At 57.1% G+C, this 25740-nt stretch carries 23 protein-coding genes; 12 read left to right on the plus strand and 11 right to left on the minus strand.

Features of this window, described 5'->3' with window-relative positions; translation table 11 throughout:
- Positions 1-158 precede the first annotated feature (158 nt).
- Positions 159-1430 (plus strand): cyclic nucleotide-gated ion channel, encoded by a 1272-nt coding sequence (locus E1180_RS10720; protein ID WP_155191177.1) that lies wholly within the window; start codon positions 159-161, stop codon positions 1428-1430.
- Here the strand turns inward: E1180_RS10720 and E1180_RS10725 are convergent.
- From E1180_RS10725 to E1180_RS10735, 3 genes are all read right to left on the minus strand, one after another.
- Positions 1414-2055, minus strand: a complete 642-nt coding sequence (locus tag E1180_RS10725) for a glutathione S-transferase family protein (RefSeq protein WP_155191178.1) — start codon at positions 2053-2055, stop codon at positions 1414-1416. The two genes, E1180_RS10720 and E1180_RS10725, sit on opposite strands and share 17 nt — an antisense overlap.
- A gap of 78 nt (positions 2056-2133) precedes the next feature.
- The gene (locus E1180_RS10730) at positions 2134-3351 is read right to left on the minus strand and encodes an NADP-dependent isocitrate dehydrogenase (protein ID WP_155191179.1); all 1218 of its coding nucleotides are present in this window, start codon (positions 3349-3351) and stop codon (positions 2134-2136) included.
- A 202-nt stretch (positions 3352-3553) separates the two neighbouring features.
- Positions 3554-4171: a LysE family translocator gene (locus tag E1180_RS10735; RefSeq protein WP_155191180.1), complete on the minus strand. Its 618-nt coding sequence runs from the start codon at positions 4169-4171 to the stop codon at positions 3554-3556.
- A gap of 98 nt (positions 4172-4269) precedes the next feature.
- Here E1180_RS10735 and E1180_RS10740 point away from each other — a divergent pair, with 98 nt between their 5' ends.
- Positions 4270-5166, plus strand: a complete 897-nt coding sequence (locus E1180_RS10740; protein WP_155191181.1) for a LysR family transcriptional regulator — start codon at positions 4270-4272, stop codon at positions 5164-5166.
- A gap of 10 nt (positions 5167-5176) precedes the next feature.
- Here the strand turns inward: E1180_RS10740 and E1180_RS10745 are convergent, their stop codons facing one another.
- Together E1180_RS10745 and bla are read right to left on the minus strand one after the other, a co-directional pair.
- Positions 5177-5890, minus strand: a complete 714-nt coding sequence (locus E1180_RS10745; RefSeq protein ID WP_155191182.1) for an HAD family hydrolase — start codon at positions 5888-5890, stop codon at positions 5177-5179.
- Positions 5891-6395: 505 nt separating this feature from the next.
- A complete protein-coding gene (gene bla, locus E1180_RS10750; protein WP_196220578.1) occupies positions 6396-7310 on the minus strand; it encodes a class A beta-lactamase in 915 nt (304 codons plus the stop codon).
- 154 nt (positions 7311-7464) lie between these two features.
- On the opposite strand from bla, the gene E1180_RS10755 reads away from it, so the two are divergent.
- Entirely contained in the window at positions 7465-8343 is an 879-nt protein-coding gene (locus E1180_RS10755; protein WP_155191184.1) for a LysR family transcriptional regulator, read from the plus strand.
- A 104-nt stretch (positions 8344-8447) separates the two neighbouring features.
- Here E1180_RS10755 and E1180_RS10760 read toward each other — a convergent pair whose 3' ends face one another.
- From E1180_RS10760 to E1180_RS10775, 4 genes are all read right to left on the minus strand, one after another.
- Positions 8448-10664: an NADP-dependent isocitrate dehydrogenase gene (locus E1180_RS10760; protein WP_155191185.1), complete on the minus strand. Its 2217-nt coding sequence runs from the start codon at positions 10662-10664 to the stop codon at positions 8448-8450.
- Positions 10665-10902: 238 nt separating this feature from the next.
- Positions 10903-11445 carry an STM3941 family protein gene (locus tag E1180_RS10765; RefSeq protein ID WP_155191186.1) on the minus strand — a complete coding sequence of 181 codons (543 nt, stop codon included), beginning with the start codon at positions 11443-11445 and terminating at the stop codon, positions 10903-10905.
- A gap of 221 nt (positions 11446-11666) precedes the next feature.
- Positions 11667-12455, minus strand: a complete 789-nt coding sequence (locus tag E1180_RS10770; protein WP_155191187.1) for a substrate-binding periplasmic protein — start codon at positions 12453-12455, stop codon at positions 11667-11669.
- 347 nt (positions 12456-12802) lie between these two features.
- Entirely contained in the window at positions 12803-13882 is a 1080-nt protein-coding gene (locus tag E1180_RS10775; RefSeq protein WP_155191188.1) for an L-dopachrome tautomerase-related protein, read from the minus strand.
- 93 nt (positions 13883-13975) lie between these two features.
- Between E1180_RS10775 and E1180_RS10780 the strand changes: the two genes are divergently transcribed.
- The 3 genes from E1180_RS10780 to murI are packed head-to-tail and all read left to right on the plus strand — an operon-like array spanning position 13976 to position 16531.
- Positions 13976-14857, plus strand: a complete 882-nt coding sequence (locus E1180_RS10780) for a LysR family transcriptional regulator (protein ID WP_155191189.1) — start codon at positions 13976-13978, stop codon at positions 14855-14857.
- Between the two features lie 53 nt (positions 14858-14910).
- Positions 14911-15723 (plus strand): RNA methyltransferase, encoded by an 813-nt coding sequence (locus E1180_RS10785; protein ID WP_155191190.1) that lies wholly within the window; start codon positions 14911-14913, stop codon positions 15721-15723.
- A gap of 10 nt (positions 15724-15733) precedes the next feature.
- Positions 15734-16531, plus strand: a complete 798-nt coding sequence (gene murI / locus E1180_RS10790; RefSeq protein ID WP_283404358.1) for a glutamate racemase — start codon at positions 15734-15736, stop codon at positions 16529-16531.
- A 97-nt stretch (positions 16532-16628) separates the two neighbouring features.
- On the opposite strand, the gene E1180_RS10795 is transcribed toward murI, so the two are convergent.
- The gene (locus E1180_RS10795; RefSeq protein ID WP_155191191.1) at positions 16629-18434 is read right to left on the minus strand and encodes an EAL domain-containing protein; all 1806 of its coding nucleotides are present in this window, start codon (positions 18432-18434) and stop codon (positions 16629-16631) included.
- Positions 18435-18904: 470 nt separating this feature from the next.
- On the opposite strand from E1180_RS10795, the gene rpsD reads away from it, so the two are divergent.
- The 5 genes from rpsD (at position 18905) to cyoD (ending at position 23716) form a co-directional block, all read left to right on the plus strand.
- Entirely contained in the window at positions 18905-19522 is a 618-nt protein-coding gene (gene rpsD / locus E1180_RS10800; protein ID WP_155191192.1) for a 30S ribosomal protein S4, read from the plus strand.
- A 290-nt stretch (positions 19523-19812) separates the two neighbouring features.
- A complete protein-coding gene (gene cyoA, locus E1180_RS10805; protein ID WP_155191193.1) occupies positions 19813-20742 on the plus strand; it encodes a ubiquinol oxidase subunit II in 930 nt (309 codons plus the stop codon).
- The gene (gene cyoB / locus E1180_RS10810) at positions 20742-22784 is read left to right on the plus strand and encodes a cytochrome o ubiquinol oxidase subunit I (RefSeq protein WP_155191194.1); all 2043 of its coding nucleotides are present in this window, start codon (positions 20742-20744) and stop codon (positions 22782-22784) included. Before cyoA ends, cyoB begins: the two co-directional genes overlap by 1 nt.
- Complete coding sequence (gene cyoC, locus E1180_RS10815; RefSeq protein WP_155191195.1) at positions 22781-23401, plus strand: cytochrome o ubiquinol oxidase subunit III; 621 nt, start codon at positions 22781-22783, stop codon at positions 23399-23401. The genes cyoB and cyoC overlap by 4 nt, the downstream gene beginning before the upstream one ends.
- A gap of 9 nt (positions 23402-23410) precedes the next feature.
- A complete protein-coding gene (gene cyoD, locus E1180_RS10820; protein WP_155191196.1) occupies positions 23411-23716 on the plus strand; it encodes a cytochrome o ubiquinol oxidase subunit IV in 306 nt (101 codons plus the stop codon).
- Positions 23717-23765: 49 nt separating this feature from the next.
- On the opposite strand, the gene E1180_RS10825 is transcribed toward cyoD, so the two are convergent.
- Entirely contained in the window at positions 23766-24569 is an 804-nt protein-coding gene (locus E1180_RS10825; protein ID WP_155191197.1) for a hypothetical protein, read from the minus strand.
- 183 nt (positions 24570-24752) lie between these two features.
- On the opposite strand from E1180_RS10825, the gene ttcA reads away from it, so the two are divergent.
- Positions 24753-25694, plus strand: a complete 942-nt coding sequence (gene ttcA, locus E1180_RS10830) for a tRNA 2-thiocytidine(32) synthetase TtcA (protein ID WP_155191302.1) — start codon at positions 24753-24755, stop codon at positions 25692-25694.
- Positions 25695-25740: the final 46 nt, after the last annotated feature.

Consider the following 25740-nt stretch of genomic DNA (forward strand, 5'->3'; position numbering starts at 1 on the left):
TAGGATCTGCGGCAATTTAGCCCAATCACAATGCGCTCACAGCGCATCACGGGCGGGGGCGGTGCCTGTGAGGGCCTGCACTGGGCGCGGCTATTTTACGTTCGCTGCGAGTTCAGCTATTTCTTTTTAGGTACGAGTCTTGCCGCACTGGACACCCTTTGCAGAGCCACGAATTCAAGCGGGCACTCTTTGAAGTGCTGGAAGACACCGGAAAGCGTCGGCTGGCAGCGCGTTCACTCCGGCAATTCCTGATTTTCCTGATCATTGCCAATGTCGCGTTCGCGGTGCTTGAAACAGTGCCCGAGGTCCGGGACACATTCGGCCCGCATCTGAAGTTCTTGCAGCTGGGATCCGGCCTGATCTTTCTGGTGGAATATGTGCTCAGGCTGTATGTGGCGGACCTTCATCCGCCAATGCGCCGGTATGGCCCCGTGGGGGCCCGGCTGCGTTATGCGCTCCATCCGGACGCGATTGTCGACCTGATCGGGGCCCTGCCGCTTGTCCTGGTGCTGATCTTGCCGACCCAGGCCGTCACCATGGTCGTGATCCTGCGCCTATTGCGGTTCCTGAAGCTCGCGCGGTATTCCCCGGCGCTGAGGTCTCTCATTTCTGCTGTTGCGGCAGAGCGGCGGGCCCTTCTCGGATCCAGCATGATCATTTTCGGCGTGATCTTGATGGCAGCCACGCTGATGTATGTCATCGAGCATGATGACCAGCCGGAAAAATTCAAAAGCATCCTGCATGGGGTTTACTGGGCGATCACCACGGTGACGACGGTCGGCTATGGAGATGTCGTTCCCATAAGCAATCTGGGCAAGATGGTTGGAGCCGTGGTGATGTTGATGGGGTACGGCCTGATTGCCTTGCCGGTCGGCATCATTGCATCTGCCTTCGCACGGGAGATCCACAGCCGCGATTTCGTGGTCACCTGGTCGATGGTTGCCAGAGTGCCATTGTTCGAAGACCTGAAAGCGGCTGAAATTGCGGAGGTTGCCAAGCTGTTGCAGGCACAGAGCATCCGCAAAGGCGGGACGATTGCCCAGGAGGGTGATGTCGCCGACCGGATGTATTTCATCGCGGATGGCGAGGTGGAGATAAAGCTTGCGCGTGACTCGATCTATTTGGGCGAGGGCAGCTTCTTCGGAGAGTTGGCCTTGATCAACCAAACTCGTCGGTCTGCCTCCGTGATTGCCTACCGCGATTGCCAGCTCCTGGTACTTGAAGCGGATGCGCTCCAAAATCTCATGGACCGTGATGCCACCCTTGCGACCAAGATCATGGAGGAAGCCCGGGAGCGGGTGAAAGCCGGCAAGCGAATCCTGGGGGAGCTGGCAGAAGAAGAACTGGAACAGGCTGGTGTCTACGCGTCAGCAGAGGACGTTGAAACGCAGCCGGAACTTTTTGACCCGAGCGCTAGCCGGAAGGTGTGACGTTCGTTGCAAGAACACTTGGGTGTCTCAGAATGTGGTTTAGCCAGTACGATAGTCGTGGCGTTTGAGCGAGGACTGGCTTGCTTTCTTCGGTTTCGGCAAAAAGCGAGAATATCGGTGCGGCAAGGCAGTCTGCCTGTGTTATTTGGTCGCCCAAAATGAATGGGCCATCAGAGTCCGTTATCGCTTCCAGTGCGTTGCAGACTGTTCGGGCCGGACCGAGGCCGGATGCGATTTTCACCTCGTCCGGTATTTCACCCTCTCTTGGCTTGGCTATTCTTTCCACATAGATGTCCCACACAAGTGTCGAGTAGGCGGCGTTTTGCAGAATTGATAGGATTTGAACCATTCGCGCGCGTTCGCGTAGCCCATTCGGATGCAAGCTCCGTCCGTCGAAGGTCTCGTCAATGTAGCTCAAGATTGCCGCGGTTTCGTAAAGTGTGAAACCGTCATGGACCAATGCTGGAATTTTGCCGAAGGGTTGAAGGTCCAGATACCCCGGTGGTAGGCCTTCGGTGCCAAAGACGTCTACCGGTACCAATGTGTATGGGGTGCCCTTTTCTTCGAGAGCTATCCGGACTGCACGGACAAAGACCGAGTAGCTTGCCCCATAAAGTTCAAGCATGAGCCTGATCCGTTCGCTGGAAACGGGCGGGGCCAACCTGGTTAGCCTCCGCCCCCTGATACCTTGTGGCGGCCAGCCTTACAGGTCCGCCATCGCCTTTTGCAAGTTCTCATCGATCTTGTCGAGGAAACCGGTTGTTGTCAGCCAGCCTTGGTCTGGCCCGACGAGCAAGGCAAGATCCTTCGTCATATAGCCGCTTTCAACCGTTGAAATGCAGACATTTTCCAAGGTTTTGGAAAAACGGGCCAGCTTGTCGTTGCCGTCGAGTTTTGCCCGGTGCGCAAGGCCGCGGGTCCAGGCAAAGATCGAGGCGATGGAGTTGGTCGAGGTGCTCTCGCCTTTTTCATGCTGCCGGAAATGCCGGGTGACCGTGCCGTGCGCCGCTTCTGCCTCCACGGTCTTGCCGTCGGGCGTCATCAGGACAGAGGTCATCAGACCGAGCGAGCCAAAGCCCTGGGCCACCGTGTCTGATTGCACATCGCCATCGTAGTTCTTGCAGGCCCAGACATAGCCGCCGGACCACTTCAGAGCGCTTGCGACCATGTCGTCAATTAGGCGGTGCTCGTACCAGATCCCGGCATCAGCGAACTTGTCCTTGAATTCGGCTTCGTAAGTCTCCTGGAAAAGGTCCTTAAAGCGTCCGTCATAGGCTTTCAAAATGGTGTTCTTGGTGGAGAGATAGCAAGGTACGCGCCGTTGCAGAGCATAGTTCATGGACGCTCTGGCGAAGTCGCGGATGGAATCATCGAGATTGTACATCGCCATGGCAACGCCCGCCGACGGCGCATCATAAACCTCGTGTTCAATTACCTGTCCGTCGTCGCCGGTAAAGGTGATCGTCAGCTTGCCCTTGCCGGGAAATCTGAAATCGGTGGCTTTGTATTGATCACCAAATGCATGCCGTCCCACGATGATGGGCTGTGTCCAGCCCGGCACAAGGCGCGGAACATTCTGCATGATGATGGGCTCACGGAAGATGACGCCGCCAAGAATGTTCCTGATTGTTCCATTGGGGGATCTGTACATGCGCTTAAGGCCGAATTCTTCCACACGGCCTTCGTCCGGCGTGATCGTTGCGCACTTTATGCCGACACCATGTTTCTTGATCGCGTTGGCCGCATCCACGGTGATCTGGTCGTCGGTCTCGTCCCGTTTCTGAATCGAAAGATCGTAGTAGTCCAGGTCGATGTCCAGATAAGGATGGATCAGCTTGTCCTTGATGAATTGCCAGATGATGCGGGTCATCTCATCGCCATCGAGCTCAACGACCGGATTGTCGACTTTGATCTTTGCCATGGAACTGTCAGCCTCGCAGGTTAAGGGTCTTCGTGCGCCAGAAAACATCCGGTGCGACTTGTATCGCAATAACTTTGTGTGCGCTTGTATACAATTCTGAACGTGAATTGCAAGATGCGGCGTTTAAAAACAGCCTCTACCGCGCATCCCAACCGTCTGCAGGTTTGACAAGGATCTCGTTGTTCGCTTCGAAACAGCTATCCTACCTTGCCACGTTGGCGGCGGCCAGCGAGATGCCGAAGCCGATCAGCGTGGCTCCGAAAGCGCGGTCGATCCAGTGTTTCATTGCATAGAGCCGTTCCTGGATCTTGGGGCTTGAAAAGAAAACCGCGACCAGTGCGAACCAAACTGCATGGGCGGCGGAAATGAAAACGCCGTAGGCCAGCTGCATCACAAGCGGCGTGCTCGGGGAAACCACCTGTAGAAACAGGCTGACAATGAAGATGGTTGTCTTGGGATTGAGCACATTGGTCAGGAAGCCGGTGCGCAACGCGGCCAACGAGCCAATCGCCTTTGCAGCCTCATTGGTTTTGGCGGTCATCTTCCGTGACAGGAGCATGGTTGCACCGAGATAAACGAGATAGGCAGCCCCGATTGTTTTCAAAACGCTGAACAGCACCGGGGACTTCTCAATCAGGATGCCGACACCAAGCAGTGTGTAGCCCACATGGATCAAGACGCCTGCGGCAATGCCAAGCGCTGTCACCACACCAGCGCGCCGGCTGACGATCAGCGCATTGCGGGAGACCATGGCAAAGTCGGGCCCCGGGCTCAGGACTGCAAAAATCGTGATTGTGAATACGGCAAGCCACTCGGTCATCTGTTTGCTCCGGATAGTTGGACTTGCATCTGTCTAAATGCTCAAGCGTGATCCGAAGAACTATGACTTCTATCCAAAACTGTGATTTTTATTCACATATGCGCCAACCTGTCACTTCACTGCCCTCCCTCAATTGTTTTCGTGCTGCTGCAGAGCGCGAAAGTTTCACAGACGCTGCAAAACAGCTGAATCTTACCCATGGTGCGATCAGCCGGGCGGTGCGCCTGCTTGAGGAAGATCTAGGAACGAACCTGTTTGAACGCCGGAACCGGCGTGTTTTTCTAACAGAAAGCGGGCGGGAGCTGGCGCTCGCCGTTGCTGAAGGGCTGGACCGGATCGAGCTGGCAATCTCCCGCATCAAGGCGCGGTCTGAGGACACACCGGTTACACTGTCATGTGAGCCAACGTTGCTGATGCGGTGGTTGATACCAAGGCTGCCCGGCTTTCAGGAAAGGCATCCGGAGATCGAATTGAACCTGGTTGCAGGTGGCGGGCCGGTAAGCCTTGGTGGCGGTATCGACCTGGCGATCCGGCGGAACGACTTCAGCATTCCGGACGATTTTTACCAGGTGCCGCTGTTTAACGAAGAGACCGGGCCGGTGTGCCGGACGGATTTGGCGCCGCGCTATTTCGAAAACGGCATGCCCAAGGCCGATGCGCCGCGGTTGCACACCCGAACGCGGCCGGAGGCTTGGGCGGAGTGGGAAAACTGCAATGGGGTGGCGCCAGGTGAAACGTCCGGGCAGATGTTCGAACACTTCTATTTCAGTTTGCAGGGGGCAATCGCGGGGCTTGGGGTCGCGATCGCGCCGAGGCGGCACGTGCAGGACGATATTGCGTCGGGTTTGCTTGCCGCCCCGGCTGGCTTTACGCCTGATGGCAGCAGCTACGTTCTTCTTTCAAGGCATGAGATCGATCCGGCCGAACGGGCAGGCAAGGTGCTCGCGTGGCTGCACTCGCTTGACCGCATTGATGGGAATGTAGGCGAAGCTTGACGCAACTGGGTCAGATTTTGTTGGTTGACAGATAGTCCGGCAGGTCGGCAACGCTGTCCAGAATGACGTCCGCGAGCGGTTCAAGATCCGCGCGGGTGCCTGTTCCGGACAAAATACCGGCAGCAAGACCGGCACCGGCCGCGCGCGCCATTTCCAAATCGTGGGTGTTGTCGCCGACCATGGCGATTGACGACACGGGCAGCCGCAGGGCATCCGCGAACGCATGGACCATTCCAGGTTCCGGCTTGGGCCCGTAGCCGCTGTCATACCCGGCGACAAACTGCATGTGACGGTCCAGCCCGGCATGGCCCAAGAACAGCCGGATCGAGCCTTCGCTGTCGCTGCTGGCAACGCCGAGGTGAAAGCCCGCTTCATCAAGCCGCGCTACTGCCTCTGTCAAACCAGGAAGAACAACTGCGGTTTTCATGCCGTCCGCGAAAACGGCGTCGAGCTTTGCTGTTAGGCTGGCAAGGTCCTTGGGGGCGCCGGCATCAATGAAAGCCCGGGCAATTTCCTCAGCATTTCCGGCGGCAAACAGACTACCCGCCGCTGTCTTTCGCGTTTGCGGGTCCATCCCGCCTGTTTTCAAGAGGCGAATGCCAAGATCAGGATCGCCATTGGCGGCATAATCCGCCGCCCGCTCCTGTGGCCGAGACCAGGTCGCGTCAAAATCGAGCAACGTGCCGTCCTTGTCGAACAGAATGGCTTTGATGGTCGGTGTCATGTGAACGGTCAAGTCTTGAGAATTGAGAAGAGGGCGGGAGGCGGACAAAGGCGCTCCCAATCGAACGTTGGCGGCTATTATTCACTTTAGCGGGGTAAAAGCGGTCGGGGTGACCGACTTTACTGCAATATGCAGAAAGATGTTCCCAGCCGGTTAGGACTGGTCCGCCGCATTCTCCGCCTCCGCGGAAACCCAGGTGATACATCGATTGAACTTGGTCTGCCGCGTAGAAAAATGCATCAGCTTGGCGTTGCGTTGCGTCCAATCGATCCAAGTTTACTTGGGTTTTGGCAGTGCCTTTTTTCTGGTTTCAAGCGGGAAGGTTCAGATGTCAACGAAGGGCTTCCGGCGAGCCGGTGGCTTCAATAGTGCCCAACGTTACGCTGAAAGTGAACTCAGATGGCGGCCATGGTCTGGCTCAGCGACAGACTGTTGAAGTCAATGAGGACATTCTGGATTTCATCTACACCTCAAAGAGGAGGAGGGCGGCTTGCGCCGCCCGTCTTCACTTGTTTGCGTTCTCTAGACTGTCAAACAGGGTCTCGGCAAACTCCGCAATAATCGCATCACGTTTTGAAATTTTTGCGGGCTGCTGGAGCTGCAGATAGACCGCTGCAAACAATGGCAGCCGGTTTGGTGGATAAATGACAGCAATGACCGATCGTTTCCGGTCCCGTGACGCGCCAGACCTGTCGCCGATAGACCAGCCGGCCGGCAAATGCTTCCGAAGCATGTTTTTTGCCGTGGTGTTGGCTGTCAGCCACTCAACAAGCTGGGCTTTTGACTTAGCATTTAGGACGTCCCCCATTACGAAGGTCTGGAGACTGGCAGCGGCTGCCTCCGGGGTTGTCGTATCCTGCAAGCTTCCGTCCGGAACCACATTCATCTCAGGCTCTATGCGGTCCAGGCGCGTTTCGGTGTCACCGGCCGATCTCATGAAGGCTGTCAGGGCTGCTGGCCCTCCCAGCGCATCCAGAACAACGTTGGCGGCGGTGTTGTCGCTGTAAACCATGGTCGCTTCGCAAGCCTCGAAAAGCGTGATGCTATCCGTACCTGTTCGATTTTCCGTGACCGGGGACCACGGAACAAGATCCTGCTCACGGATGGACCGGGTATCCTCCATTAGGATCTGACCTGTCTCGGAGCGCGCCAGTAACGCACTGCAGGCAAAGGCCTTGAACGTGCTGTTCAATGCGAAGCGATCCGAACCGCGATATGAAAACCGGTGTCCGGTTTCCGCATCCAGCAAAGCAACACCGATTTTCGCGTTCTCCCGTTTTTCCAAAGCTATGAGTTTGTTTTCAAGTGCTGCTTGGTCGATGGCCTTTGCAGGCTTGGCCAGCAGCGTAGCCGGGGCAAAAAATGCTGTGGCAAAGACAGCCAGCGCGCCAAGTGTCGTGGAGATGTTTGTTGGGGTCAAGGTATTCTCCGAAAAGTTGGTTGGGACAGATGCGGGGCCGTCGGCCATTCGGGCCCTGTGTTGCGCGCAAAGCAGATATGATCTTCCTCTATCTATTAGACAAATGCTGATATCTTGTATGACCCATGAGAAAAACTTGGGCTAAAGGGTTGCCATGGATCTGTCTCAACTTCCTTTGAATGCGCTGCGTGCCTTTGAGGCATCTGCCCGGCTCAACAGTTTCACCCGAGCGGGACTGGAACTGCACATTTCACAAACAGCCGTCAGCCACCACATCAAGGCATTGGAAGACCTAATTGGTGTAAGGTTGTTCAAGCGGATGCCGCGCGGCGTGGCGCTGACCGATGAAGGTGACCGGCTGTTGCCTGTTCTCACCGATGCATTCCGCCGGATGAGTGCCGTGCTTTCTGAATTCCAAGAGGGCAACTACCGGGAAGTACTCACGGTGGGAGTTGTGAGTAGTTTTGCAGTCGGTTGGCTATTGCCACGGCTGGAAATGTTCCGATCTCAGTTCCCAACGATTGATATCCGGCTGAAAACAAACAATAACCGGGCGGACTTTCTGGGAGACGGGCTTGATAGCTATATCCGTTTCGGGGATGGTTCTTGGCACGGCGCTGCGGCTGAGCCGGTCTTGACGCCGAAATTTGCTCCAATTTGCTCTCAGAAGCTGTCGGGAAAACTAGGAAGGCCGGAAGATCTGGGTCGAGTGCCATTGCTACGGTCCTATCGGCGTTATGAGTGGAACGCTTGGTTTCAGGCTGCCGGATGTCCGGCACCCAGGGTAACAGGCCATGTATTTGACAGTTCCAATAGTCTTGTCGAGGCCGCTGCCCTAGGTGTGGGTGCGGCCCTGGTGCCTTTGGACTTGTTTAGCCGTGAGCTGGAAAGCACGCGGATTGTCCAGCCGTTCCCGCAAACGATCAAACTTGGCAGTTATTGGATTACATGGCTGAAATCACGAAGGGAAAGCCCGGCGATGCGAGCGTTTCGTGATTGGCTTGTCCGGAGTGCCGAGGATCGTTGCGTATAGATGCTTTGGCTGCACTGCAAGATCCAGCGAGTCCCATTTATTCGCACCATAAAAAGGGCGACCAACCGGTCGCCCTTTGTCGTTCTTGCATTCTAGCCCAGGTGTCAGCCGATGATGCCGTTCAGGGTTGCGCTTGGGCGCATGACCGTGTCGACCTTGGCTTGCGGGGCGTGGTAGTAGCCGCCGGTGTCGGCAGCTGCGCCCTGAACGCCGTTGAGTTCGCCGACGATCTTGTCTTCGTTGGCAGACAGAGCCTCTGCGATCGGGGTGAAATGGGCTTTCAGGTCTGCGTCCTGGTCCTGTGCTGCCAGTCCCTTGGCCCAGTAGAGCGCGATGTAGAAATGGCTGCCGCGGTTGTCGAGACCGCCGACCTTGCGGGCCGGGGACTTGTCGTTGTCGAGCAATCCTTCAATCGCCTGGTCGAGAGCTTCGGCCAGAACGGACGCCTTGGCGTTGTCCTTTACCTGGGCCAGATGCTCCAGAGACGCGCCCAGCGCACAGAATTCACCAAGGGAATCCCAGCGCAGGTAGTTTTCTTCCTGCAGCTGCTGCACGTGTTTCGGCGCAGACCCGCCAGCCCCTGTCTCAAACAGGCCGCCACCATTCATGAGCGGAACGATGGACAGCATCTTTGCGGACGTGCCGACTTCCAGGATCGGATAAAGATCGGTCAGGTAGTCGCGCAACACGTTGCCGGTGATGGAGATTGTGTCTTCACCGCGGGCAATGCGCTCAGTGGAGTATTTTGCAGCCTCGGTCGGGGCCAGGATGCGGTAATCCAGACCGGACGTGTCATGATCCGGCAGATAGGCTTCCACCTTCTTGATCAGCTCCGCATCGTGGGCGCGCTCGGAGTTCAGCCAGAACACACCCGGCATGCCGGACAGGCGCATGCGGTTGACGCCGAGCTTCACCCAGTCGCGGATCGGCGCGTCTTTGGTCCGGCAGGCGCGCCAGATGTCACCACCTTCAACGCCGTGCTCGATGAGGGTTTCGCCAGAAGCGCTGACGACCTTGATGGTGCCGTCACTTGGTGCCTTGAAGGTTTGCGGGTGCGAGCCGTATTCCTCGGCCTTCTGGGCCATCAGGCCGACATTCGGAACTGTGCCCATCTTGGCCGGATCAAGCGCGCCGTTTTCCTTACAGAAATCGATGACGGCGGAGTAGACGCCCGCATAAGAACTGTCCGGGATGACACATTTCGCGTCGCCTTCGTTGCCGTCCGGACCCCAGCCCTTGCCGCCTGCACGGATGAGAGCCGGCATGGAGGCATCGATGATGACGTCGGAGGAAACGTGCAGGTTGGTGATGCCCTTGTCGGAGTTCACCATGTACATCGCCGGGCCGTTGTCGAGGGCGGCCTTGATGTCAGCCTGGATTTCAGCGGCCGTGTCTGCGGGCAGCGTGGACACCTTGGCTTCGAGGTCGCCAATACCGAGATCCGGGTTGACACCGAGCTCTTTGAGCGTTGCCGCATGCTTTTCGAAAACGTCCTTCAGGAATGCCTTCACGCAGACACCAAAGATGATCGGGTCGGAGACCTTCATCATGGTTGCCTTCATGTGCAGCGAGAACAGGATGCCCTGATCCTTGGCGTCCTGGATTTCCTTTTCCAGAAACGCGGACAAGGCCTTGATGCTCATGTAGGTGCCGTCGATGACATCGCCGTCTTCCAGCGGCCAGTCGGCTTTCAGAACGGTTTCTGACCCGTCTTTGGCCACAAACACGATTTTCGCGGTGCCCGCTTGCGCGGCGGAAACGGTGACGGACTTCTCGTTGGACCGGAAGTCGTTCTCGCCCATGGTGGCAACGTGGGTCTTGGACGTGGAGGCCCAGGCTCCCATCCGGTGCGGGTTCTTCTTGGCGTATTCCTTGACGGCCTTGGGCGCGCGGCGGTCGGAGTTGCCCTCGCGCAGCACCGGGTTCACGGCAGATCCCTTGATGGCGTCGTAGCGGGCCTTGATGTCTTTTTCCGCATCAGTTGCCGGATCAGACGGGTAATCGGGAAGCTTATAACCCTGGGCCTGCAGCTCCTTGATGGCGGCATTCAGCTGCGGCTGCGAGGCGGAAATGTTCGGCAGCTTGATGACATTGGCATCCGGCTGTTTGACCATCTCACCGAGCAGAGCGAGGTCATCCGACTGTTTCTGGTCTTCGGTCAGGAAATCCGGAAACGTTGCCAAAATCCGGCCCGCCAGGGAGATGTCCTTGGTGCCGACGGTCAGGCCCGCCGCCTTGGTAAAGGAGCGGATGATCGGCAGAAAAGAGGCGCTCGCCAGTTCCGGCGCTTCGTCGACCTTAGTGTAGATGATATCGGCCATGGTGCTCCCATTTCCTCATGGTCTAGCAGGTGCGGGCAGGGCGCAGAGATAGCCCCGTTCGAAAATTCGGAAAGCGTATACAATTGTACGCAATCAATTACCAGCCCTCAAAAGGACGAAGGTGCTGGATGCGGCATGAGTTCTAGCAAAGGGGCTGAAAAAGGCAATTGGGTGATTGCCTGACCATGGTATTCAGCGTCCGTGAGCGGCGTCAGCGCGCCGCTCTTTGGCAATGGCTTTAGTGACGATGCGAATGGGCGTCCGCATAGGCGTCGATCAAACTGCGAAAGTCCTTGAATGACACGTCGAGACCCAATGGGTTGATGCATAGTCCATCAGCGCCAAGCACCTTGTTGGGGATGCGTGTCCATCGGCTGATCGTGCTCAGGCCTATGCTTGCTTCAACCTCTGGTGCGACCTTGACAATGATGAAGGCATTGCCCCGGCTGCTCCAGGTGCTGGTGGCTTCCACACCGCTCCAGGGGATCGGGCGCTCACTCACGCGGGTGTCATGAAGACCGTCAGGGCCAAGGGTCACCAGCACTTGATCTTTCTGGATCAACCGGCGCGCAATTGAAATCGCAGCAACGCCCGCGAACCCAAGGCACAACAGGCCTAGTCCAAGACCGAAGGCGCGGTCTTCTGCTGTTTCATCAAGTGCGATGGCAATTACGTAGAGTCCTGCCCCGACACACAGGGCCACAAGCAGAAGGTAGAAGCTGAGCTTGCCCGGTGAGCTCCGTATTTCGATAACTGCATTCGTGTCCTGGTTTGTCTGCATCAAAGCTCCACGTTACGACAGCGCTTCCGAGGCATCTCCGGTCTGATTAGATCGTTATGCACGCAATCCGGCAGGCAAAACATGCCCTAATCTTCCCACATCAAGAGCAATTTCTCCCACATAGAAAGAGCTGACACGATTTATCCGAGCGGGAATTGCTCCAGGTGTTCCGCTGTCAGCTATATCCGCGACAACTAGCCGGCAGGTGCAAGGCCGTGAGTTCAAACCGGGCTGTCGGCTGCTTTGTAAGGAGCGGTGATGCGTTCAAACTCGCCGTTCTCCTGCATGGCGCGGAGTTCCTTGGAGAAGGCGTCCACAAACTCCGCCGGGATGCTTTCTTTGCTGAACATGATGTAGTTGGGCTCCGAGGCGACCACTATTTCGGTCGGCTTGATCACGTTCGACAGGCCCAGCTGCTTGATGACCGACGTGACCACGTAGGTTTCGCCCAGAATTGCGTCCACTCGCCCGAGTTCGAGTTGTTTCAAGTTAAGTTCCAAGCTGTCGGTTTGTTCAATCAGGTGCGGATAAGCGTTAGCCATCTCCGGAAACGAACCGCCATAAGCATAGTCGCGGACGACGCCAAGCCTCTTGTCTCTCAAGAAGAAGTCCGAAAGGTTTTCATACTTCTCCAGATTTTCTGCGCGCACAAACAGGATCTCGTCTGCCTGGATATAGGGCGATGAAAAATGCGCGAAGGTCTCGCGTTCAGGCGTTTTGGTCACCGGTGTGGCAATATCAACCGTGCCAAGCCGCATGGCATTCAAGTGACGGGTCCAGGGAAGGGGAACCTTGATCAGCCCACATCCCATCTTGTCCAGGATGGTTTCAATGACGTCAAAGTCCATCCCGGAGACCTGGTTGCCCTCGACGATATTGTATGGGCGGTAGTCCCCCGCGCCCGCGATCAGTGTGCCGTCGCGCGGGCAGTCCTGCGCCGCCGCCGGTCCGGGCAGACAAGCAAATGCAATGGCGCCAATAAGAGCAAGAAGGACTTGCGAACGGAACATGAAACCCTGGCAGTGTTGCTATGTAACTGGAACGGCAGTCTTGGCCATGAAGCATAAGATAGAGTTTACACGATCTAATAAAACCGTTTGAGTTCTTCAGTGGACATGAAGATGAAGTTCGCTGGAGGTTTTCTGTAAATCTTCTCGGGTAAGGCGAAAGCTTCCTTACGTTCGGATGCCTTAAGATCAGAACAGCATTGGCCAGGGGCGCAGGATCTTTGATCGGCCCAGATGCTTGGCGCCAATCAAATGTGGGGGCACCATGCGCACCGTCCTTACTGATGCGCATGGTGTAGTTATTGGAGTTCGCGCGCTTTTGTGACACCGCGCCCAAGGAGCCGCGCGCCTCACCGGCCGCTGACCGCCTCATCCAAAGCGGGGAAACGAACGATCTTGTAGGTGCCGAGTGATGCGTCTTCGCCGCCGTTCAGAACCGGGGATCTGTGCAGCTCATTGATGGTCGCATAAACGTAGCCGTCCGCGCCGATTGCAAACCCGTCAGGCCATGGTAGGCCATCGTCTGACTGAAACAGGACCTCATAAGAGCCGTCCGCCTTGGTCACGCCAATTGCGTTGTCGGTCATGGCCGTGATGTAGACATTCCCGGCGGTGTCGACTGTCGAACCGTCCGAGATTGGCTTGTCGCCGTAGCGTTCCACCCGTTGCACAAGCTCATCGTCCGACAGTGCCTCATTCAGGAGATCCTTTGTCCGCACCCTGTACATCGACGCTGCGGTCATGGGCGCGAAGTAGACCCAGGTGTTTGTGGGATCAATCGTGATCGGGTTGACGCCGATCTTGGCCGGATTGCCGCCAAGCAGGATCTCGCGGCCATCGATCACCATAGGGGTGTCCTCAGGAATGGTGAATTCCGAACCTTCGAGCACCCGGCGCGCCCGGCCGGTTTCCAGGTCCACGACGATGAGTGCCGAATTCTCCCCGTCTCCGGTGTCGGAAATGTAGACCGCGCCATGTTCGCGGTCGACCGCCAGATCATTCAGGAACGAGGTTGGCCGGGCCGCCGGTGCCCCAATGTAATAGATCCGGTCCAACTGTTCCGTGCGTGTGTTCCACGCAACGATGCGGCCGGTTTGGTTCGGGCCCTGCCCATCGAGCATCCACAAGATGCCGTCGCGATCAGCGCGCAGACCCAGGACACCGTTCAAGCCATCGCCATCCTCGCGCGGAGCGCGGGCCCAGTCTTCGGTCGGGTAGGGCTTTGTCGTGCCATCGTCAAACACTTCGACCACACGCAGTTCTGGACCGTAAAACTCGTGGACCGACATGAACATCCGGCCGTCCGGCCCGATCGCCAAGTTGCCGGGCGGGGTGGACTTGTCGAATGTCAGATAGGTCTCAAGACCTTCGGCGGCAGCGGGCTGGGCAAGAGCCAGAGCAAGGCCGGCAACGGCGAGCAGGGTTTTCATTGTTTCCTCCTGTAGATTGATGAGGAGGATTTAATTGTTTTATATTTTTAACTGAACTGGTTCATTTCCAAATTCAGCATTAGAAAAATTCGAATGTACAGCATCGCAGACCTTCAGACCTTCGTTGCGGCGGCGAAATGCGCCGGGATCACCGCAGCCGCGCGGCAGCTCGGCATCTCTTCGGCGACCGCGAGCCATAGGGTCACAAAACTCGAAGGGGTCCTGAATGTCACACTGTTTCATCGCAATAGCCGCACGTTCAAACTGACAGACGAAGGACAGATGTTTCTGGAGCGCGTTGATGTAATTCTCGATGAGCTTCAGCAGGCGGAGCTGGAGGTGGGGAGCGGTTCCGCCAAGCTGCGCGGGCATTTACGGATGACCTTGTCGCCCTGGATCTTGTCGCGCTTCCTTCTGCCTGTGCTTGGGCCGTTCCGCACCGAGCATCCGGACTTGTCGATTGAGTTTCTGGCGGTCGACCGCTTCGTACCCCTTGTGGAGGAGGCGCAGGACTGCGCCATTCGTGTAGGCCAACTGGCCGACAGCGCGCTTGTCGCTCAAAAACTTTGCGACAATCACCGCATCATTTGCGCTTCTCCCCGTCTTTTGGATGTAGTCGGTGTGCCGGAAACGGTTGACGATTTGCAGGATTCTCCCTGGGTTTGCCTGCCCTGGCAGACGCAGTTTCCGGTCAATGATGCCAAGGGGCGCAAGAGGAATGTATCGGTGGCCCGGAGCCTGGCGGTTTCCAACTCGGACATGCTGACGGTAGGGGCCGTTGAAGGGTTGGGCCTGGCTGTGAAGTCCCGGATGGCCGTCAGGGAGGAACTGGAGGCGGGCTCCCTCGTGGAGGTTCTTCCCGGATCACTTCACGGCCCTGAGGCGCCGATCTGGTTCGTTTCACCAAAGGAGTCTCGAGCCGGCAGGAAGACCAGAGCCATTCTGCAGATCGCTCGGCAGGCCTTTCGCCGGTAAAATGCACCCGGTTGCGCTTTAATTTTCGTCCAGAAACGGCTAAATGCCGCATCATGAGTAAAAATGCGAAAATCAGAGAAGAGGCCCGGGCAATTACCGCAAGGCCTCCCGCGGTCATCTTGTGCGAACCGCAGCTTGGCGAAAACATCGGCACTGCAGCGCGGGCCATGGCGAATTTTGGCCTGGTCGATCTCAGGATCGTCAATCCGCGGGATGGCTGGCCAAGTGAAAAGGCGCGCGCCGCAGCCAGCCGGGCGGACCATGTGATCGACAGGGTTCAGGTCTTTGAGACCACTGAGGCGGCGATTGCCGATCTCAATTTTGTTTACGCGACGACGGCCCGCTCCCGCGAGGTTCCCAAACCTGTGCGCGGCCCGGACGAGGCAGCGATCAAGGCAGTGGAACTCGGGGAACGCCAGCATGGGGTCGGTTACCTGTTTGGCCGTGAGCGCTGGGGGCTGAACAACGAGGAAGTCGCGCTGGCCGACGAAATTGTCACGCTGCCGGTTGATCCGGATTTTGCGTCATTGAACATCGCTCAGGCCGTCCTTGTCTGTGCGTATGAGTGGCGCAATACGGCCAGCCGGGGCGAATTGCCGTTTCTATTGTCGGAGGAAGAACACCCGCCAGCGTCCAAGGACGACATTTTGCGGATGTTTGAACATCTGGAAAGGTCCCTCGACGACGTGAGTTTCTTCCGCCCTCCGGAGCGTCGGCCGCATATGGTGCGGAACTTACGCAACATCTTCCAGAAAGCGGAACTCAGCCAGCAGGAAGTCCGTACATTGCGGGGTGTGATCGCGGCGCTGGAGCGGCGGGAAACGCGCCCGCGGAAAAGCCGCGACAGCGACGAAACAGAGACTTGAGGGCGTAACCGTGAACGACGGCAGGCCGGTACTCTTTTATGATTCGGGTCTCGGCGGTCTCACGGTGCTTCGTGAGGCCCGCTACCTGCTTCCGTATGAGCGGTTGCTTTATGTGGCGGATGACGCTGCCTTTCCAATTGGCCGATGGCCGGAATCCAAGTTGCTGGAAAGGCTAGTGCAGCTTTTTCAGACCCTGATTGCGGACCACGATCCGAAGGCGGTTGTCATCGCCTGCAACACAGCATTCACGCTGGCCGGGGAGATCCTCAGGAAAGCCCACCCGCAGGTTCCCTTTGTCGGTACCGTTCCTGCTATCAAGCCTGCGGCAGAGCGCACGGCATCCGGTCTGATCTCTGTTCTGGCTACGCCCGGCACCGTCCGGCGTGCCTATACACGGTCGTTGATCGAGAGCTTTGCCGCCCAATGCCATGTCCGGCTTGTTGGGTCTGAGAAGCTGGCGGAACTTGCTGAGCAGTATCTGCGGGGAGAAGATGTCCGCGACGAGGCGCTAGCGGGCGAGATCCGCGATTGCTTTTTGGAGCGGGATGGCAGGCGGACGGATATCATTGTGCTGGCCTGCACCCATTATCCGTTCCTTGCGAACCGGTTCCGGAAAATTGCGCCTTGGCCGGTCGACTGGCTTGATCCGGCAGAGGCTATCGCACGCCAGCTGGTGCGGGTCCTGGAGCCGGACATGGCAGATACCTTGTCAGGGCAAGCGGACCGGGCGATATTCACATCAAATCCGGACAGTGCTTCTTTACAGCGTCTTCTGGCCGGTTTCGGGCTGAGCTTATCCGTGCGCTAACGATTGTCCGCCCGCTAACGATTGTCCGTCCCAGTTTGCTTGACTAAGGAGTGTTGGAGCAATTTTTTGCGGTTTGATTGAACGCAGACCGCGTCAATCAGACCGGGAGATGCTCCAGCGTTGTGACCACGAGCCCGTCATCTGAGGATTTGGCTGCCCGTTTCATCGCGATAATCTCATCGTTCAGCCGGTCCGGGTTGACGCTGACGCCACGTGGAACAGTCACGATCGACATGGAGCACTGCAGCATCGGGAACTTGCGCAGGGTTCCAAATCTATCTTGTGCTTCGATATATCCACGGCTGCGATGTTCGGCCTCATAGAAGCTTTCCACATCCAGCCGGAAAGCGCGCTGCAATGCCAGCAGCCGGGCGGCAATATCGGTCTGGTCCATGTTTATGAAACCGGCGAAGAAATCATCACCGCCGATATGTCCGTGGAATGTCCCGCTGCCGGAGATGTGCCGTTGCAGTAGCTCGCTGAACAAAATGATCGCTCGGTCGCCCTGTCTGTACCCGTAGGTGTCATTGAACGGTTTGAAATTGTCGAAATCGAAATAGCAAAGATGACGCTCTTGCGCGGCCTTGCCGGCTGAATCGGTGATGAAGCGGCTGACCGCACCATTTCCCGGTAAACCGGTCAGCGGGTTCTGGTCCTGGGCTTCCTGAAGCCGTTTTTCATGAATGATCTTTAACAAGGACGTTGCGGACAGAAACCCGGCATAGCGGAAGTTTTCCGTCAGAATGATTCCGTCAGAGTTGATCGAGGACGCGAACGTGACGAGCAACATGTCCGCATTGCTGTCGATATCGGCGACCGGGCAGGCGCGGACAAAAGACCTTAATGGAAAATCGAGCGCCGCCTTGGCATCCTCGTCGTCAGGCCCTCCGGCATAAAGGTACGCTTTCAAGTCGCGTTCATGGATCAGACCCCGGGGTTCACGATTGGCATCCAGGACGGGGATCAGGCTGGCATCCTGGTTCTGGACGAACAGATCCAGCAAGTTGATCATCGAGGCGTCGTACTGGATTGTTGGAAGATCCAGAAGTTCTCCGCGGATCCGGTCCTTTTCCCGCCGGGCAGCCCCGCCTATGCCCGGCGCTCTGATGTGATCATAAAAAAGTTTGGCCGAGCGTTTTTCCTCAAACGGTTTGGCAACATAATACCCTTGAACCAGGTCGCACCCAGCCTCGCGGCAGGCTTTGAATTCCCGCTCGGTCTCTACCCCTTCAGCAATCACTCTCGCACCAAGAACATGGGCAAGATTCGCAACCGTTGTGACAAACAGTTTCCGCCTTGGATCACAGTCAATGCCGTTCAGAAAGAAGCGGTCGATTTTCACGTAGTCCGGCGACATGTCGTGCAGCAAGCGGAGCTCGGAGGACCCCCGGCCAAAGTCATCCAGCGCAACCATGAATCCCATCTGTCTGAGATCGTTGATGGCATGGTGGGCCACGTCGGTGAAGGTCTGCTGGTGACGCTCTGAAAACTCCAGGCAGACCTGGCTCTTTTCAAGCCCGAAGTCCGGCAGCATTGTGCCCAGATGCATACGCGGATCGTTTTCGGTTCCAAGATCGCGTCCGTCGAGCTTGAAGAACAGTTTTGTACCCTGGGCGGTCCGGAAGCTCGAAAATCGTCCCAGTGCCTTGCGTAGAAGCTCTGTTTCCAATTGCGCCAGGAAACCATGGTCATGGGCGTGGTCAATAAGTGCCTCTGGTGTGTTGGCACCGGCCAGCCCGCAATTGCGGACCTGTGCCTCATAACCATAAACCACGCCCGTCCCGATATCGGCGATTGGCTGGATTGCGTAGTCCAGCACTTTCAAAATGCGCTCAGGAGATCGCCACAGAAGTTTTGGCGGCGCGTCGGTGGCTTTCAAGCCAAGACTGCAATCGGACGACATGTGCGATCCTATGGTCGTTATCGCCTACCCGAATTGGCATGGCAGAGGCGGCATCAATCTGAAAATTGACAATGATACTATTCGATATGCTTGCGAGAGCCAGCATTGTGAAAAATTGCAATTAAAATTTTCTAAATGTATACATTAGTTTCTGCATTCCGCTTACGGAACGTTAGCGGCCGGGCACTGATGCGGGCAGACACTGTCTTTTCCCAGGGCCGGATACCCATCGCATACAGGGCTGAACAGGACCCGCCGAAGCGGCTTGGCATTGACAATCGGGACACATACCGGTATCTCCGCGCGATCTGGCGGGCTTGCCTGCCGGATCTACGCACCCGTGGGCATCCAGCCGGCGCCGTCTAGCTGGGTCCCTGTCGATCCGATCAATGTGGTCAAACAGATTGTGACGATAAAGGAGGGCGCGTTTCCTTGCTCGAATAACAACGCGAAAACTTAAGGAAACCGCGATGTCAAAGCGCCATAGCGTTAAGTACAAAATCGACCGCCGGATGGGCGAAAACATCTGGGGTCGTCCGAAGAGCCCGGCCAACAAGCGTGAATACGGCCCAGGTCAACATGGTCAGCGCCGTAAAGGCAAGCTGTCCGACTTCGGTGTTCAGCTCCGCGCCAAGCAGAAGCTGAAAGGTTACTACGGTAACATCTCCGAAAAGCAGTTCCGCAAGGTCTATGCAGAAGCTTCCCGCCTGAAAGGCGATACTTCTGAAAACCTGATCGGTTTGCTTGAGCGCCGTCTCGATGCGGTTGTCTACCGCGCGAAATTCGTGCCGACTGTGTTCGCTGCACGCCAGTTCATCAACCACGGCCACGTGAAAGTGAACGGCAAGCGCGTCAACATCCCGAGCTACCAGCTGCGTCCAGGCGACGTGATTGAAGTTCGCGAAAAGTCCAAACAGCTCGCACTGGTTCTGGAAGCTGTCCAGTCCGCAGAGCGTGATGTTCCGGATTACGTCGACGCCGACCACGCAAAAATGACTGCAACCTACGCCCGCGTTCCGGCTTTCTCCGATGTACCTTACCCGGTACAGATGGAACCGAACCTGGTGGTTGAGTTCTATTCGCGCTAAGCCTAGCGCCGAATACAGATGCGACTTCAAGGGGCTGCTCCGGCAGCCCCTTTTTTATGTCTGTTACCCCTCAGATCGCGGTCGGGTCGGGTGTTTCAAATCCGCAAGACACACTTTTCCGGCAGCGAACCCTTTTCAAGTGCCCCATCGTAAAGCTATGGTTTCGCCGACCGGGGTGGGGCTTTGGAATCAATTGAAGATTAATCCCGCCCGGTCTGGTGATGCAGGCGCGGATGGATGTTTTGTAGACGGCGCCGCCATTTCCCGTAGTCCGTGATGAAGGGAAAGCGATGATCGAGACACATCCGATGCACGGCCTGCGGCTTGCTGGTCAGGCCGTCAAGGCCTTTGCCGCCGTAATTGCTGTCATGCTTCTCCAGGGCTGCAGCATGTCCGAAGCGCCCATCCTTTTTCCTAAGGGGCCGGTTGGTCAGGCGCAGCTTGATCTTCTTCTGACAGCATTCTGGTTGATGATGATTGTGGCCATTCCGGCCATCGTCCTCACGTTATTCTTCGCCTTTCGCTACCGCAGCGGCCAGGATACTTCCGCCTACGATCCGGATTGGGGCGGATCGTGGAAAATCGAAACGGTTGTCTGGCTTGTGCCTGCGGCAATCATCGTCGTCCTTGGGACGCTGGTCTGGACCTCGACCCACAAGCTGGATCCCTATAAGTCATTGGCCTCCGACGAGACTGCTTTCAAAGTTCAGGCCATCGCGCTCGATTGGAAGTGGCTGTTTCTCTACCCCGAGCTCGGTACGGCAAGCGTCAATGAACTCGCGTTTCCCCAAGACCGGCCTCTGTCCGTGGAAATCACGTCTGATACGGTCATGAACTCGTTCATGATTCCGGCACTTGGCGGCCAGATCTATGCCATGGCGGGCATGCGCACCGAACTCAATCTGATTGCCGATGAGCCGGGTGTGTTTGCCGGGCGCAACACGATGTTTTCGGGGGACGGGTTTCCGGATCAGCATTTTAAGGCCCATGCCATGACATCAGATGACTTCGAGGTGTGGAAGACGAAAGTTGGCGGCGCGTCCGCAGCGCTGGATGCGAAAACCTATCTGGATCTGCGCAAGCAAAGCGTCGCCAATCCGGTCGCTTACTATTCGGCCTATGAGCCCGAGCTGTTTGACCTTCTCTTACGCAAATACGCGCCGATTACCGGGCCGCTTGAAAGCGAAGCGGCCGAACTCATCTGCCGGGGAGGGGCATAATGCTCGGACGTCTGACCATCGATGCCATCCCGCTCTACTCATGGGTTGCTATGGGCGGGGCCGCCGTCACCGTTGGCGGCGGACTGGCCGTGTTCTTGCTGATCACTTACTTGCGCGCCTGGAAGATGCTGTGGCGCGACTGGCTGACCAGTGTCGATCACAAGAAGATCGGGATCATGTATGTGGTCCTTGCCCTTGTGATGCTGGTGCGCGGGTTCATTGATGCGCTCATGATGCGGGCCCAGCAGGCCATCTCCCTCAACAACGAGGGATATTTGCCACCGGAGCATTTCGAGCAGATCTTTTCCTCCCATGGCACGATCATGATCTTCTTCGTCGCCATGCCTTTTCTCACCGGTCTCATCAACATCATTGTGCCGCAGCAGATCGGCGCCCGCGATGTCGCCTTTCCATTCCTCAACTCCGTGAGTTTGTGGATGACGGCAGCTGGGGCAGCGCTCGTTTTGATATCGCTCGCGGTCGGTAAATTCTCAACGGCTGGATGGACTGGCTATCCGCCGTATTCCGGAGTGGAATACAGCCCGGGCGTGGGGGTTGATTACTGGATCTGGGCGCTTCTTGTGAGCGGCATCGGCAGCACCTTGTCCGGTATCAACTTCATCGTGACCATCGTCAAGAACCGGTGCCCCGGGATGCATTTAATGCGCATGCCGATGTTCACCTGGACAACGCTGTGCATCTCCATCCTGATGGCCTTTGCCTTTCCTGCGCTGACTGTGGTTGCGGCGCAGCTTGCGCTCGACCGAACTCTCGGCTTCCATTTTTTCACCAACGAGGCGGGCGGCAACATGATGATGTTCGCCAATCTGCTTTGGATCTGGGGCCATCCTGAGGTCTATATCCTCATTCTTCCCGCCTTTGGGATCTTTTCGGAAGTGGTGGCGACCTTCTCGCGCAAGCGCTTGTTCGGTTACGAATCGCTGGTCTACGCAACGGCCTGCATCGCGATCCTGTCCTTCACCGTGTGGCTGCACCACTTCTTCACGATGGGATCATCCGCCAATGTCAACGCGGTCTTCGGGATTGCGACCATGATCATCGCGGTGCCCACCGGCGTGAAGATCTTCGATTGGCTGTTCACCATGTACCGCGGCCGGATCGAGTTTCATCCCTCCATGGTCTACACGATCGGTTTCATGGTGACCTTTGTCATCGGCGGGGTGACCGGTGTCCTGCTGGCACTGCCGCCTGCCGACTACCTGATGCACAACTCCACCTTCCTGGTGGCGCACTTCCACAACATGCTCATCCCCGGAGCGTTGTTCGGCTATTTCGCCGGCCTGAACTACTGGTTCCCCAAGGCTTTCGGATTCAAGCTGGATGCGAAATGGGGCATCCGGTCCTTCTGGTTTTGGATGGTCGGGTTTTACCTGGCCTTCATGCCACTCTACGCGCTGGGCTTCATGGGGATGAGCCGGCGCATGGAACACTATGCCGACCCGAGCTGGCAGCCCTTCCTGATCGTTGCTGCACTCGGGGCCGTTTGCGTTCTGTGCGGCATCATCTGCATCGGCATCCAGCTTTATGTGTCCATTAAGACCTGGGGGTCATCCGCCGATGTCACTGGAGACCCCTGGAACGGGCGCACGCTGGAATGGGCCACATCTTCGCCGCCAGCGCCCTACAATTTCGCGGTGCTGCCGGAAGTTCGGGACATCGATGCGTTCCACGAGATGAAACTACGCGGAACGGCCTACACACCACCAGACCGGTATGAAGACATTGTCATGCCGAAAAGTACTGGTCTCGGTCCGATCCTGGGCGGGCTGGCCTTTGTGCTTGGGTTCTCGATGGTCTGGTATATCTGGTGGCTCGCGGCACTGTGTTTCGTTCTCAGCCTTGTGTGTGTCGGCATCCGCGCCTGCGACGATGATACGGACTTCGTCATGCCAGCGGCCGAAGTGGAAAAGATCGAGCGGGCCCGTCTTGCCAGGATCACCCCGTCTAACATGCATGATATGCGGCCGTTTGTGCCCAAAGGTGCGGCGTCGGGCTTGCCCATGCCGGGAGGTGCAGCATGAGCAGCGCCATGATCACTCCTGCCGGAGGGGCCCGCGAGGCCTTGGAGCATGAGGAAAAGAAATCCCTGGAAGCCCGCGAGTTCGGCTTCTGGATCTATCTCATGACGGATGCGGTGCTTTTTGCGCTCCTGTTTGCCACCTACGCGGTGCTTGCCGGCAACTTCGCCGATGGCCCGACATCGAAAGAGTTGTTTGATCTCGGGCACGTGGCCGGTGAGACCGCGCTCTTGTTGCTCTCGAGCCTGACCTTCGGGTTTGCAACACTTGCCATGGGCGAGGACCGTGCGGGCAGGGTCATCCAGTGGCTCGCGTTGACGCTCGTTCTCGGTGTTTGCTTTCTCGCGATGGAGATGGTCGAGTTCTATGGCATGATCGAAAAAGGCGCCGGGCCGGATGTGAGCGGGTTTCTCTCCGCGTTCTTTGCGCTGGTTGGGACGCATGGCTTGCATGTTGCCTTCGGGGCCATCGGCATTTGCGTAATGATCGGGCAAGTCATGGTCAAGGGACTGACACTGCCGGTCCGCTCCCGGTTGATCCGCCTCGGATTGTTTTGGCACTTCCTCGACATTGTGTGGATCGGGATTTTCTCGGTCGTTTATCTGCCGGGCGTAATGTAGGAGCGCAAGATGACCGAACAGACCGAACGCGACCTTACGAGCTATCTGACCGGGTTTGCCCTCGCCCTGGTGCTGACCGCCATTCCTTTCGGTCTTGTCTGGGCGGAGCTGCTTTCAGGCCCTGCAATCTATGTGGTGATCGGTATTGCCGCCGTGCTCCAGGTCCTCGTGCATCTTGTTTTCTTTTTGCATCTGAACCTTAAGTCGACGCCGGTTGAGAACCTGTTCTTCCTAGGGTTTGCCGCCGTATTAATCGTCATCATGGTTGGCGGCAGCCTGTGGATCATGATCGACCTGCATCATCGGATGATGTGAACGATTTTAGACCGGCAACGCGGTAACCGGCTTTCTTCTGGCTTTTTCTTTAGGCGCTCAGCATCGCCGAAATAAAGCTGCGGTCGTCGAAGGAGAGCAGGCCGGGCGCCAAGCCTTTGCATTGCCGGTTCTCGTCAATGCAGAGCGGATCCATTTTCAGAACCTCTTCCAGTCTGGCTTCTGTCGTGCCCAAGTCTTCGCAAATGTCGGGATATCCGTCGGATGTGATGATGAGCGAACCGGGACGAGCTGGGAAGCGCTTCACGAACACGTCCGGAACAGTTGACCCCGTAATCGCCCCAATCCCCAGCGGATGATCGGCAGCATTCAAGAATGCCGTTTCATGAACAAGCAAATCGTCGATCACATGGGAGTAGCCGGGATCTGCCATCAAACTGTCAGCTGTTGCACCTGCAAGGAGTTTCGCCTTGAGAATCATGGACCGGGCATCGGCGCAAATTATCTCGGCCTGAAACGCGGCGGCTGGCTCAAACCCTTCATTCTTGAACTTGCAGTCGCCGACACGCCAGATTTCGCGATAGTGGGTAGAGTAGAGGCAAAAGACAAAACCGCCGGAACGTTTGAAGTCGGAGAATCCCGCAGCCCCCTTACGGTCCGCTGTTATGTCACTCAAGGCTCCGACCAATTCGGGTAGTGGCGTGTCAGCACTCATGCCTTTGATGTGGTCTTTCGCACTGTCCAGAATGCTTGTGATCACTTCTTTCGGAAGGCCGTCCGGTCCGCGTGAGCCATCCAAAACCCCAAAATGGTTTGCTGTTTGCACAAGGCGGTCTTCGGAGTAGCCACACTCGGATTTGCCGATTGTGAACGCCTCGAGGATCGAAAATGTCATGAAAGCTCCTTTGGTCCAGCACGGCCATTAATGATCAGAACCCCACGTCGGAAATAGGGGCGTCGTATAGTCAAAATCGATGTCAACTTTGTAACGGATACAGGAATGGTCCTTGGCCTTGGGACCGCAATCCGGTATGTCAGCCGTCACTTGTTTGCAGACGCTGGGCCAGAGTTTGAGACCATGAACGACATTGCCAACAGCACGGACGTCGACGTTCCAGCGCTTTTGCGCCAAGCGCCGTCGAGCGTTGAATTCAAGAAGCTACGTAAACGGCTCTTGCGGCAGGCCCGTGAAGCCATCGGCGATTTCGGGATGGTTCCGGAAGAGGCGTCGGAAACGAACCGGCCCAATTGGCTGGTGTGCTTGTCCGGCGGAAAAGACAGCTACACGCTTCTGGCGGTTTTGATTGAGCTGAAATGGCGCGGGCTGCTGCCCGTGGATCTGATTGCCTGCAATCTGGATCAGGCCCAGCCCGGATTTCCACCGGAGATCCTGCCGAAGTTTTTCGAAGACAACGGCATTGAGCACATTATCGTGCGTGAGGACACCTACTCGATTGTGACTGACAAGATCCCGGAGCATCGGACCTATTGCTCCTTATGCTCGCGGCTGCGCCGTGGGATCCTCTACCGCATTGCGCGGGAACAAGGCTGTGAAGCCATTGTGCTGGGTCATCACCGGGACGATATTCTTGAGACATTCTTCATGAACCTGTTCCACGGCGGGCGACTTGCCTCCATGCCACCAAAGCTTATCAATGATGAAGGCGATCTTCTGGTCCTGCGCCCGCTTGCTTATGCCGCAGAGCGTGACATCCAGAAATTTTCCGACGGCATGGAGTTCCCGATTATCCCATGCAACCTGTGTGGCTCGCAGGACGGTCTTCAGCGCGAAGAGGTCAAGCGCATGCTGCAGTCATGGGAGAAGGAAACGCCGGGCCGGTTGGGCGTAATGGCCCGTGCGCTGGGCCATACACGGCCATCCCACCTGCTGGACCGTCAGCTCTATGACTTCGTTAACCTGCGCCCGCAAGACGGCGCTGCCCAAGACAGCGGCGGAGAGGCTGAGGAGCCGTGCGGCGCAAGCCTTGCGATGAGTACAAAGCTGTTTGCCGCAGAGTAGGCCCATTAGAGCATCAGGCGTTTTGTCAAAACGCCCCATGCTCGAT

Source organism: Roseibium denhamense (assembly GCF_009711415.1).
Lineage (GTDB): Bacteria > Pseudomonadota > Alphaproteobacteria > Rhizobiales > Stappiaceae > Roseibium > Roseibium denhamense.